At 35.8% G+C, this 12533-nt stretch carries 10 protein-coding genes; 5 read left to right on the forward strand and 5 right to left on the reverse strand.

Going from position 1 to position 12533, the window contains the following annotated elements; translation table 11 throughout:
* Positions 1–28: 28 nt before the first annotated feature.
* Positions 29–337 (reverse strand): 30S ribosomal protein S10, encoded by a 309-nt coding sequence (gene rpsJ / locus N9R04_RS00330; protein ID WP_002471362.1) that lies wholly within the window; start codon positions 335–337, stop codon positions 29–31.
* A 356-nt stretch (positions 338–693) separates the two neighbouring features.
* Here rpsJ and N9R04_RS00335 point away from each other — a divergent pair, with 356 nt between their 5' ends.
* Both N9R04_RS00335 and N9R04_RS00340 read left to right on the forward strand, forming a co-directional pair.
* Positions 694–1077: a hypothetical protein gene (locus N9R04_RS00335; RefSeq protein ID WP_262853491.1), complete on the forward strand. Its 384-nt coding sequence runs from the start codon at positions 694–696 to the stop codon at positions 1075–1077.
* A gap of 198 nt (positions 1078–1275) precedes the next feature.
* A complete protein-coding gene (locus tag N9R04_RS00340; protein WP_262853493.1) occupies positions 1276–1473 on the forward strand; it encodes a hypothetical protein in 198 nt (65 codons plus the stop codon).
* A gap of 1278 nt (positions 1474–2751) precedes the next feature.
* Here N9R04_RS00340 and N9R04_RS00345 read toward each other — a convergent pair.
* The 3 genes from N9R04_RS00345 to N9R04_RS00355 form a co-directional block, all read right to left on the reverse strand.
* Complete coding sequence (locus N9R04_RS00345; RefSeq protein WP_262853496.1) at positions 2752–4092, reverse strand: NCS2 family permease; 1341 nt, start codon at positions 4090–4092, stop codon at positions 2752–2754.
* An 874-nt stretch (positions 4093–4966) separates the two neighbouring features.
* A complete protein-coding gene (locus N9R04_RS00350) occupies positions 4967–6166 on the reverse strand; it encodes an IS110 family RNA-guided transposase (RefSeq protein ID WP_308445804.1) in 1200 nt (399 codons plus the stop codon).
* Positions 6167–6566: 400 nt separating this feature from the next.
* Entirely contained in the window at positions 6567–8705 is a 2139-nt protein-coding gene (locus N9R04_RS00355) for a DNA topoisomerase III (protein WP_262853500.1), read from the reverse strand.
* 135 nt (positions 8706–8840) lie between these two features.
* On the opposite strand from N9R04_RS00355, the gene N9R04_RS00360 reads away from it, so the two are divergent.
* Positions 8841–9713: a GNAT family N-acetyltransferase gene (locus N9R04_RS00360; protein WP_262853503.1), complete on the forward strand. Its 873-nt coding sequence runs from the start codon at positions 8841–8843 to the stop codon at positions 9711–9713.
* A gap of 491 nt (positions 9714–10204) precedes the next feature.
* Here N9R04_RS00360 and N9R04_RS00365 read toward each other — a convergent pair whose 3' ends face one another.
* Positions 10205–11116 (reverse strand): AEC family transporter, encoded by a 912-nt coding sequence (locus N9R04_RS00365; RefSeq protein ID WP_262853505.1) that lies wholly within the window; start codon positions 11114–11116, stop codon positions 10205–10207.
* 138 nt (positions 11117–11254) lie between these two features.
* Between N9R04_RS00365 and N9R04_RS00370 the strand changes: the two genes are divergently transcribed.
* Together N9R04_RS00370 and mspA are read left to right on the forward strand one after the other, a co-directional pair.
* On the forward strand, positions 11255–11428 hold the full coding sequence (locus N9R04_RS00370) for an SE1832 family protein (protein ID WP_262853506.1): 174 nt from the start codon (positions 11255–11257) through the stop codon (positions 11426–11428).
* A 774-nt stretch (positions 11429–12202) separates the two neighbouring features.
* A complete protein-coding gene (mspA, locus tag N9R04_RS00375; RefSeq protein ID WP_262853507.1) occupies positions 12203–12520 on the forward strand; it encodes a membrane stabilizing protein MspA in 318 nt (105 codons plus the stop codon).
* Positions 12521–12533: the final 13 nt, after the last annotated feature.

A 12533-nucleotide genomic window follows, 5' to 3' on the forward strand; every position in this document is an offset into this window, starting at 1 on the left:
CGAAAGTCCACCTCCTAATTGTTATCTATTATAATTTAATTTCGATGTCTACACCTGATGGTAAGTTTAATCCCATCAAAGCATCTACTGTTTTTGGTGTAGGATTTACAATATCGATCAAACGTTTGTGAGTACGTTGTTCGAATTGTTCACGAGAATCTTTGTACTTATGCACCGCACGGATGATAGTGTAAACTGATCTTTCTGTTGGTAACGGGATTGGTCCAGACACATCTGCACCAGAGCGCTTAGCCGTTTCAACAATTTTTTCTGCAGATTGATCGATCACACGGTGATCATAAGCTTTTAATCTGATTCTGATTTTTTGTTTTGCCATAATTTACCCTCCTTATTCGTCTACATTTAAGTGATAGACTTCTCCACGAAAACTCTCTCACACAACGCCATGGCAAAGCGGCCGGGTGTGTCAGTAACCTTTCGCTTCATCGCTTTCCTCTAAAAGTCCAACATTAGATATCATACTAGAAAAACGTTATTTAATCAATCTCTCAGATATCTATTATTCAACTTTCGTCTAACACATACCTCATCATTGTACTTTAAATTACTAGTTACTTCAACACCTTATACTAATTTTTTTACCTTGAATCTTCTGGCGGGTGCGCTTTGCTCAATATTAATAATGGGGTGTGGTATATTAATAGTAAGAACAACATTTAAGGTGGTAATAATATGACTAATGGGGTTAGAATAACTTTAATTATATTAGGACTGATCTTACTAATTAGTGAGTTTGTTTGTGGTATTCCATTTATAGGTGGTGCGATAATTTTTAGTGCTGGATGGCAACCTCTAATATTCAACGCCTTTCTTTATGCTGTAGTAGTATTGATCCTTGCTGTTGATCGGCAGAATGCAATCAAGCCCATGTTACTCGTTCCGCTTATCGGCGTAGTAGGTTCATTCATCGCCTTCATTCCATTTATCGGCTTGATAACGCACTGGATTCTATTCTTTTTAATGATTTTCTTTTTATTTATAGTATTTACTGCTCCAGTTTATGTTCCAAACCGTCATGCTAAAGCGGTTTACAATGATAAAAGTAAAAAGTTTTAGACCTAAAATGAAGGGGCACGTTAAGAGTCTTCTCTATTCAAAATTTAGGACTTCGATTTAGATATAAATTGTCTTAAAATGGAAAAGGTTTGCTGCATTTTATTATATATTCACTAACAGTTCTTAATATTATAGTTAAGAAGTTAATCTTGAACTTCATGCAGCACAAAGTGACCAAGATTAGTACTTTAGATTCATTTGGAACACGTACTAACATGTCTCTTCGAAACATTAGACAGCACTTTTCAGTGGTACACACCTAAGCTTATCGCTCAAGGCTTCGAACAAAGTGCTGCCTTTCAAACTTATTCTAAAGCGAGTATTATAGCTATATTAAAAACGAGGTCGGGCCATAAATCCCTGAAAAAATCAACTCGTTTCAAAAACCCACAATGAATTATTTTTTATAACGGAGGTTAAAGAAATGAAAAAATCCTCTTTGTTAGCAGGATTAATAGTTCTAATTCTTTTGATCGGCGGAATATTATTAAATTTAGTAAATATCCCTAATACCGCCAATATCATATACTCTATATTAGCAATAGTTATAATCGTAATATTGTTCTTTGTTATTCCTAAAAATAACCAACATCATTAATGATTTATTCCAATTGCTTTATTGACGTTGAGCCTCGGAACCCTTAGCAATCCCAAAACTTGCCGAATAGTCGGCTTAATATGCCGACATTCGTCTACAAGTTTAGTTAAGGGTTCTTCTCAACATCAATAAATTTTCTCGGCATAAATGCGTATTCTTGCAAAAGGACAGAACAAAATAAATAATATGCTATTTTGAAGTACAGTAATACCGAATTTTACAAAGCACACCAAAGATAATATACTAAAAATAACAAGTGAAATATGGTACGCCATATGCTAAACCCCCATTGCTGTCCAAAGCAAAATGGGGGTTTTTTCATTTATCTTTTAAAGTTATCAAAGATGTAGTTTGCAACTACTCCGGCGTTAATAGATTAGATAAATGTTACAACAAGTGATAATATCGTGAACGCCATATGCACACCCCCTTTTTGCACGAAAGTGCTCAATAAGGATAAAACAACTCAAATTTTTTGTTAAATACTTCTCAAAATTACAAACTTTAATCTTAAAAAAACACCTCAAAATAACTACATCTTTAAGTATATTTATTTTCAATTTTAAGGGGTTTTTACAATCCCCCACTTTAAGGAGTATTAAAAAATCGAATGCTTATCTAAACGTGATTAATATATAAACAAAAATTATGTATATATTAATCATATTTAGATAACAATCTCAGAAAAAAGCAATAATTGAGGCTGGGACATAAATCCCAGAAAAAATAGCACTCAGATGATTTAATTCATTTCATCTGAGTGCTTCTTCTTATTCCATACTCCGTATTATTGGCTCGCTTTCCTAGGGTGCCGTCTCAGTCTCTTTCAGCATCTTGGCAGTAGATGACTGATTTGAAAATGCGCTTGTATCAAGCTTTTTCAATTCTATTCATCCTTGCCGGGGCGGGACTACGAAATCTTTTTATTCAAATTAGATTTCTGTCCCGCTCCCATTCTATTGAATGTATGTCCTAGTCTGATTGGCCAGAGAACCAAAACTACGAGATTTCTTCAATTCTCACATAAATATCAGAGCTTTTAATTACTAAGATGTATGTTGCATGTATCGAATCTTCTATTGATTTCCATGCACAAACACAAAGTATAATATGAATAAAATCATCAGCACATACATAATCGGATGGATTTGTTTGTGCTTTTTAGAAATCAGCATCGTGATAGGATAAAATATAAACCCACAAGCTATACCTGTAGCGATAGAATAAGATAAAGGCATCATTATAATCGTCACAAATGCTGGTACGGCGACTTCAAATTGCTTCCAGTTAATTTCAGCAAAGTTAGCAGCCATGAGCACACCTACGACAACTAAGGCTGGCGTAGTTACCGCGCTCGTTACTACTGCCATTAAAGGGCTAAAGAAGATGGCAAGCAAGAAACAACAACCGGTAACTATACTTGCAAGACCTGTACGGGCCCCTACTGCCACACCTGAGCTAGATTCAATGTATGATGTTGTTGTTGTCGTACCAAATATAGCACCTACGATCGTCGCTAAAGAATCTGAGAAGAGTGCGCGGCCAGCACGAGGCAATTTATTATCTTTCATAATCCCTGCCTGAGTAGCAACCGCAACTAACGTACCTGCTGTATCAAAGAAATCTATAAAGAGGAACGTTAATATCACTATTAAAAATTGAACAGAGAATAATTGACCTGGATCTTTAAATGCTTCAAAAGCTGCTCCAAATGTAGGTTCAATACTAGGAATAGAGCCTACTACGCTCGAAGGAGTATGTATTTGCCCAGTTATCATACCTACTATAGAAGTGATTACCATTCCGATGAATATCGCCCCTGGAACTTTTAATGCATATAGGATGACCGTAATGATAATCCCGAATATTGCTAGCAAGACGGGGCCATCAGTTAAATGACCTAGAGTTACTAATGTTGAATCATTTTTAATAATAATGCCTGAACTTTGCAAGCCGACAAAGGTGATGAATAATCCTATACCGGCCGAGACAGCCATTTTCATCTGGTACGGTATGGCGTTAATAATTATTTCACGTAGCCCGGTTACTGTTAATATTGCGAAGAAGATACCAGAACATAACACGCCAGTTAATCCAACTTGCCAAGGTATCCCCATTGTAAGCACTACTGTGAAGGCAAAGAAAGCATTGAGACCCATTCCAGGAGCCAAAGCGATAGGATATTTAGCGATTAAACCCATAAAGAGGGAGCCCACAAAGGCTGCTAGAGCTGTAGCTACAAATATAGCTCCTTGATCCATTCTCATGCTGTCACTTACGCCTTTCACACCTTCAAGACTTAAGATGTGAGGGTTAACTGCTAAGATATAAGCCATGCTAAGAAATGTCGTTAAACCACCGAGAATCTCTTTTTTCATATTGGTATTATGTTTCTCGAAATCGAAGTACTTTTTCAATATAAGGTCTCCTTTTAATATGAAATACCTTAATATTCTAATACCTAAAGACAAATTTTACAATAAGAATTTTCCGTTTTTTCGTATGAAATCCGAACTTTCTGAGAGATGCTTTAATATTCTTCGCATTTTCGAACTTAAATTCAAAACAATATGATGTAGAATACACCTCTGATTCGATTTTAACTTCACCCTAACAAAAAGATCGTGCGCGCTTATAGCATCTCTAATAGCGTTTAACAAGCACACACGAATTTCACATAAAATAGTCCAAAATTTACATTTATAACTGAGGTCGAGAAGCAGTAAGCTAGGATCTTCACTCTCATCGTCTTACCAAGCTCACGACAGTGGAAGAGCGCTCAACTCTCATTCGCTACTGACTGAGGTTAAGACATAAATTTCTGTAATGTGAGGACCGATGAACGGCGTCCCAAAAAAACAGGATTGTCGACAGAAACACTGACGATTCGGGAGCGGGACAAAAATCTAATTTGAATAAAAAAGATTTCGTAGTCCCGCCCCGACAAAGATGATTAGAATTGAAAAAAGCTTGATACAAGCGCGTTTTCAAATCAGTCAACTACTGCCGAGATGTTGAAGGGAGCGGGACAGAAATCTAATTTGAATAAAAGATTTCGTAGTCCCGCCCCGGCAAAGATGACTAGAATTGAAAAAAGCTTGATACAAGCGCATTTTCAAATCAGTCATCTACTGCCAAGATGTTGAAAGAAGCTGAGACATTACATTATGTCCCAGCCTCTTTCCTACGATTAGTCAAGCGCTTCTACAATAAAATAAGCATACTTAACTCAACCGTTTAAATTTTATTTTTATAAATAAGGTGTTAAACTATATTTGATTGTACGGTTAGCTAATGAGGGGCCATTTGATAATCGTATAATTTATGATTGACTATCAGGTAATGAATTGTTTTTAATAGTCGGTTGATACAGGCGACTACTGCAGTCTTATGAGATTTCTCATTAGGCTGCTTTTTCAATTTATAGTAATAATCTATAATATGGTTGTTATAGTGTCGCTGCCCCCGAATGATATTCATTACGACCCAAAATAATAATCTTCTCGCTTTTTTATTACCTCTTTTATTAATTGTATCTCTGGATTGAGTTCCTCCAGATTGATATCGTTTGATATCAATACCTACATAAGCATTTAATTGTTTATTCGATTTGAATTGAGTCACATCTCCTAGTTCTCCAAGTATCATCGCTGCTGTTAGTTCTCCAATACCTGGAATAGAATAAATCGCTTGAAAAGCATCAAGTTGTTTAGCCAATTGGATCATTTCTTTATCTAATTGGCTCATTTGTTGTATAGAAGTTTTTAATTGTTGAATGCGTAATTTCGTTTTTTGAACTAGAAAAGAATGTTTAGCTACATGAGGATAACTTTCACGTGCAAGTTTAACTAATTCTTTCGCATAGTTTTCTGCTTTCTTAATAGATAAACCTTTGTCTGTAGAGTTGAGTATGCTCGTAATAAGCGTTTCTAAATCTTGTTGATAGACGAGGTCAGGATGAGGGAATTGTTGAGCGATATTAAGTGCTATGAGAGAGTAACGGTTTTTAAATAATTTTTCTAATTGAGGGAAAGTTTGATGTAATGATTCCTCAATTTCTACTTTCAAGCGATTTTGTTCATTTTCCATTTCTAAATGAAATCGTGCACGTTCAAGTAAATCAAAGAAAATACCAGAATAGCTTTGTTGGTGCTTAATGGATTGAAGGTTAGGAGCTAATTGGGCTAATTTATGGGCATCAGATTGATCTGTTTTCCATGACCTTAAAGAACTTGTTTTGAATTTTGCCTCCAATGGATTTAATTTAATATAATTTATTTGATTGACTCGGCAAAATCGAACCATACCCCTTGAATAAATCCCTGTGGATTCAAAAATGAGTGTTGGATTGTCCATTTTATTTAAATACTTGAGTAAATAATTATAACCATTTTTATTATTTTGAATAGTAAATTCCTTTTGGAGCTTGTCATGGTTATAATGAGCGATGACACTGTTTTTCTTACTTATATCAATGCCTAAATAATTGATAAGTCAAACCTCCTATATCGTTTTTGAGAAGCAAGAACTTTACTTAACCTTTCTCATTTCACTTTCCTATACACGGTTTCAAGAACCCAACATACTCCAATCGAATTTCAAAAGGCGAGAGTAAAGCTGATCGGTTTTGACTACGGATTTAAAATCCAAGAGACCGCACGATCTACTTCTCTCTTTAACTATAAAAAATAGCTATGAAAAAATCTATCGTCATAGATTTCTTCATAGCTAATCTTAGTATGTTTTCTCTCTAGGCAAAGACCTTTATATACCAGTTTCTCTTTGTTAGGCCCCCTGCTCAAATCCTAAACGCTTTTGTCCTTACCTCTGACTCCCTATTTATAACTAGTAAGTTTATAATTACCCTCTCAGCTTACGTTTGTTTTACCACTTAAAGTTTTAAATTTTTAAGAGCATCTGCGAATGGATTGTTCTTTAACTCCTCATCGTTATTCATATATTTTTTCATTTCTCGTTTTGATACGCGATCAGATTTTTTGTGTTTAAGACGTTGATCCATTTGAGCCTGCGTTTCACTATGACCACAGACGCAACGATACACAGCTGATTTACCGCGACCGAATAAAGTCATTCTTTTCTTACAGTTAGGACACCGAGCGTTCGTTTTCTTCTGAACATTCTTCTTGGTCTTGCAACTGGGATCTGAACACATGAGCATTTGGCCATTTTTCGTTTTAACTTTAATCATAAACTTTCCACATGTTGGACACTCTGTTGAAGTTAAATTATCGTGCTTATACTTTTGTTCGCTCGATTTAATTTCAGACACAACTGCTTTCGTAAAGCTCCGCATTTCTTTCATAAAATGACCAGCTTGATACTCACCGCGCTCAATTCTAGTTAGCTTGTCTTCCCATTCAGCAGTCATAATAGGTGAAGTCAATTGGCTAGGCGCTAGTTGTAATATTTGTTTCCCTTTGTTCGTCACTTTTATTTTACCATCGTTAGCAGTAATAGCGTTCATATTAAAGAGCTTATCGATGATGTCTGCACGTGTAGCAACTGTACCTATACCTCCTGACTTCTTGAGAGTGTCTGCATGTTTCTTATCTTTAACTTGAATATACTTCTGAGGATTTTCCATTGCTTTCAATAATGTCCCCTCATTGAAGTATTCAGGCGCTGAAGTGAAGTGCTCTTTAATATCAAAGATTGTAGGTTGAACGGGTTGTCCCTCTATAAAGCGAAAGCTATCTTTAGTTGTACTTACTTCTTCCTCTCTAACGCGTTTATAACCCTTCTCTTGAACCACCTTATCTTGATAGGTAAATTGCTTTGAATCAATTTCAACAGTGACTTGAACTTGCTTAAATTGCTCGGGCGGAAGTAAGTTCTCTACAAAACGTTCAGCCACCATCATATATAATTTTCGTTCTCGTTCAGATAGTTGATTTAAATTGACTCTGACTTCAGTTGGGATAATCGCATGGTGATCTGAAACCTTGCTATCATTAACAGTTTTGTGTTGCTTACCAAAATTTTGAGACAACAAAGATTTGGCATGCGGTTTTAACTCTGTAGTCATGACAGCTTTCAAACGCTCTTGAAAGGTGTCAATCATATCCGTCGTTAAGTAATTGGAATCAGACCTCGGATAGGTCACCACTTTATGTCGCTCATATAAATTTTGTAAGGTATTAAGTGTTTCTTTCGCACTAAAGCGATAGCGTTGGTAAGCTGCTTGTTGCAAGTCTGTTAAGCTAAATAATGGTAATGGGTAAGATTTCTTGTTTTTACTTTTTACAGTTATGACTTTGCCCTTTTTACCTTTTAGTTGTTGCTGTAGTTCCTCCAATGTTTCTCTACGGTCAACCGATTTAGGGGTCATGCAATCAAACCGATGGCCTTCTATTTCGGCTTTTAAAGTATAAAATGCTCGAGGTTTAAACTGGTTAATCTCGTTCTGTCGCGCTTGAACCAACTGAATCGTAGGTGTCTGAACACGCCCTAGTGAAAGCTGCGCATCGTATTTAGTAGTTAATGCGCGCGTTGCGTTAATACCTACTATCCAGTCTGCTTCACTTCGGGCTAGAGCAGCTTGATATAAGGAGTTAAATTGTCGACCATCTTTTAACCTTTTAAACCCTTGCTGTATAGCTTTTTTCGTAACAGAACTCACCCATAAACGTTTAATCGGTTTTTTATTGTTAACTTTGTCGAGAATCAAACGAGCAACCAGCTCTCCTTCTCGACCCGCGTCAGTAGCAATGATAATTTCTTTGACATTGGACTGCTTTATTAAAGTTTTAACAGTATTAAATTGATGTTTTGTCTTAGGAATAACGACGCTTTTCATATGTTTAGGGAGGATCGGTAAATCCTCTAGTTTCCATTCTCTCCATGCCTTATCGTATTGTTCAGGGGTAGCATTAGTTACTAAATGACCGAGCGCCCATGTTACGATATACTTGTCATTTTCAAAGTATCCTTTTTTCTTTCCTCTTATATTTAATGCTTCTGCTATATCCCTTCCTACTGAGGGTTTTTCAGCTAATATCAATGATTTCATATATTTATCCCTTTCTTAACTAGTAAATCTATTGTAACATGACAATTTGATACTCTACTGGTTTCTACATATAATAAGATTAAGATAGAGGAAAAGTAAGCTACTAACGATCACTAACTCACGGGGGTCACTGTTATGACAATCCATAAACTTACCGATTGCACAGAAATACTCAAATTTATCGAAAACGCAGACTACACTAAAACTTCTTATCTTTATAAGCTTCCACAAGAGCATCATCATATCCAACAGATGATTGAGCGAGCCATTCATTCTCCAGGCGTGTTTGCTATCATTGATGACAATAATATTAAAGCTTTAGTCCTAGCATTTACTTATGAAGAAAATAAATTTAAAGTTATCGGCCCAATAATTAGTCATGGCTATCATTTAACGATTGAAGAACAAGATGATTTACTCAATGCTATGTTTCATGCTCAACCTGACGATGCTAACTTTAATTTCTCATATGATGCTACATCTCAAGTATTTGCTAAGGAAATGAAACACTTAAAAGCCTCATACCATTTTACTGATTATTATTTAGAAGCTTATCCGGAAATTAGATCGATCGAACCTACCTCATATCAAACTATTACTGAGTATCATAAAGCCTATTTTAGAGCTTTTAAAAAGTTACATGAAAAAGCATTTAAACGTAATGAGATGAGTGCTTCACAAATTGTCGACTCTCTAGATGAAAATAACCGTTTATTTATATTTGTTTCTGAAGGTCTGTTAAAAGGCTATATCTATATCCAGACACATCCAAGACGTGGAATTGCAGAAATTAAATATTTCACCAGTCATTCAGATTACCGCTTTAAGGGCATTGCTTTTGACTTGTTAAAGTTCGTCCTTAACTTTGCTTTTGACCATTATGAGTTGAAAAAGATTTATTTTAAAATAAGAAGTAAAAATAGTCGCTTAGTACAAAGGTTTAATGAGCTCGGTTTCCATGTGAATAACGAATATAAAAAGTTTAAGTATGTCGCCAAACATACATAATCTAAAAAGGAAGCTAATATGATTCGTATTCGTAGTTCCTCACCTTGAGAAATAACTCACTACACAATTGTATGGCCCCATTAGTTTCGAAGTAAGATTTACACACATAAGCACATAAACGCTAGAACTCTTGGCTATATACAAACATCATTTAAAGGGTCTGGGACATAAAGATCTTTGATTAGAGAGAAAGAGGCTGGGACATAAATCCCAGCCTCTTCAACATCTTGGCAGTAGATGACTGATTTGAAAATGCGCTTGTATCAAGCTTTTTTCAATTCTAGTCATCCTTGCCGGGGCGGGACTACGAAATCTTTTTTGTTCAAATTAGATTTCTGTCCCGCTCCCTTCAACATCTTGGCAGTAGATGACTGATTTGAAATTGCGCTTGTATCAAGGCTTTTTCAATTCTAGTCATCCTTGCCGGGGCAGGACTACGAAATCTTCTTATTCAAACTAGATTTCTGTCCCGCTCCCTTAATACGCCTCGTTTAATTCACTACCACAGCTTGATAAATATATAAAATAACAATACTGATCAGTATAGTGCTATTAGTAGCCATGCCGATGAGGGGCAACGTTTTATAACGAAATTGTATTGCATAAGGTACAATTGCTACACCTACAGGAAGTAACCATGCCACCTGTAATGTGGACTTAATCATCGGGTCGTTCACTGGTAAAAAGAAATGAATGAGTAATCCCGCAACTGCGCCTATAGAGTAGTGGCATAAGATGTATTTCAATGCTAAGGGTAAGAAGTGCTTTTCGATATTAAAGTTGAGCATCAAGCCTAGTAAAATCATAGATAATGGCAAGTTGGCTTTAGATAACACATCGAAAAATTGTATGATTGGGTGAGGAAGGTGCAAATTACATATATTTAAAGTAAACATAACGATGTAAGTGACGAGAGGAACTGATTTTAATAAGCTCTTACCTAAAAATTTAAAGCTAAAAGGTTGCCCATGATTACTGAAGTGACTACCAACGAAGTACGAAATGCCAAACATAACGATAGCGCCACCTATATCAGCCATACCAAAATAAATGAGACCAGTGTTAGGCCAGATGGCTTCAACCAGAGGATATGCAAAGACACCAATATTTAATGCAGCCGTCATCATACCTAATGACCCACGAATATGTCTATTGTGCTTTCTAAACAACCATACTACTATAACTTTAGCAACAACCCCATATACAATCATCATTATTGGAAGTATAGATAGCGAAAAATCCAAGTTAGCATGATTCAAGTTCACAATGACCAGTGAAGGTAATGTGACATTAAGCACAAGCGTAGCAAATACCTGACTATCATTCGCTTTAAAATAATTCAGGCGTTTCAAGATATAACCTAAAGCTATTAAAATGATAATAATTATGAATTGCAATGTCACATTATACCTTCTTTCCAAAATTAAAAGATTACTGGAACACTTTAACACATATTCAACTCGTTTTAGAAGTAGATTATTTCATGTTATAATTTAACAAAATGTGTGGGTATACTATGATGAGTAAAGGAGCATACAGCTATGGATTTAAATTCTCAATTAGAAGATTTGAAATATGATTATGTTCGACTACAAAACGATCTAGATAAGCGCGAATCTGTAGGCCTCGAAACTGATCCTTTAATAAAACAATTAGACGAAATTGAACAAAAGATTTCTAATGTGCGTGCTAAAATGCGTGCGCAAAGTGAATAATAAATTAATTCAGTAAATAAGAATATGATGGTGAAGCGAAGATCATTAATTTGAGATGACGATTAACTTCTATTTACTAGCTATAATCGTTATATTCTCCTTCGTCATTCACCATCATCTTCTTTCCATATACATACTTTATATTTATTAAAGAGGTTGTTAAATTGAGGAGGTCGGGGCATAAACGTTGAGGATGTGAGCAGGGGCCCCAACACAGAGAAACTGGTAATTCAGTTTCTACAAGCTCAGCGAGTTGGGGTGGGGCCCCAACAAAGAGAAACTGGGACATAAAGGTCTTTGACTAAAGAGAGAGAAGCTGGGACATAATGTAATGTCTCAACCTCTTTCAGCATCTCGGCAGTAGATGGCTGATTTGAAAACGCGCTTGTATCAAGCTTTTTTCAATTCTAGCCATCCTTGCCGGGGCGGGACGACGAAATCTTTTTATTTAAATTAGATTTCTGTCCCGCTCCCTCTTCAACATCTCGGCAGTAGATGACTGATTTGAAAATGCGCTTGTATCAAGCTTTTTTCAATTCTAGTCATCCTTGCCGGGGCGGGACGACGAAATCTTTTTATTCAAATTAGATTTCTGTCCCGCTCCCGAATCGTGAGCGTTTCTGTCGACAATCCTACTTTTTTTGGAGGCCGTTAATCGGTTTCCCGTAGCACAGAAGCATTACGTCTCCTCCTCTTGTTCATATTTTCAACTCTCACAACGAGGAACCGTTCATTCTAATGAACTGTCTTCCTAGATGGAAAGGATGGCCTGAAATGCAACTTTATTTGATTCTATTACCGATACTTTACCTTATCGTAAGTTATATTAGTATCTTTAAAATGAATACGATTTTCACTACAGTTTTAAGAGTTATAATGGGATTACTCCTCTTATTTGTAGTGGCTTTAACTACTGTTTCCTTCCCTGCTAGTTACTGGTGGGTCTTTGCAGTACTTGTGTTGTTAATCGCTAATGTAGAAGTAACTAACTTTAAATTTAATAAACAGGATAAAAAAGGGGTCAATATTCTTAATTTAATAAGTTTAATTATTTTCGTAATATACATCATTTTAGTATTAGTTATTTATTAAAATGATGTGAGGC

Source organism: Staphylococcus marylandisciuri (assembly GCF_025519785.1).
Taxonomy (GTDB): Bacteria; Bacillota; Bacilli; order Staphylococcales; family Staphylococcaceae; genus Staphylococcus; species Staphylococcus marylandisciuri.

What these genes read in the sequence shown, in the direction of transcription:
- rpsJ (WP_002471362.1), bottom strand. Translation starts at nt 337, where the DNA reads ATGGCAAAACAAAAAATCAGAATCAGATTAAAAGCTTATGATCACCGT.
- N9R04_RS00335 (WP_262853491.1), top strand. Translation starts at nt 694, where the DNA reads ATGACTAATGGGGTTAGAATAACTTTAATTATATTAGGACTGATCTTA.
- N9R04_RS00355 (WP_262853500.1), bottom strand. Translation starts at nt 8,705, where the DNA reads ATGAAATCATTGATATTAGCTGAAAAACCCTCAGTAGGAAGGGATATA.
- N9R04_RS00360 (WP_262853503.1), top strand. Translation starts at nt 8,841, where the DNA reads ATGACAATCCATAAACTTACCGATTGCACAGAAATACTCAAATTTATC.
- N9R04_RS00370 (WP_262853506.1), top strand. Translation starts at nt 11,255, where the DNA reads ATGGATTTAAATTCTCAATTAGAAGATTTGAAATATGATTATGTTCGA.
- mspA (WP_262853507.1), top strand. Translation starts at nt 12,203, where the DNA reads ATGCAACTTTATTTGATTCTATTACCGATACTTTACCTTATCGTAAGT.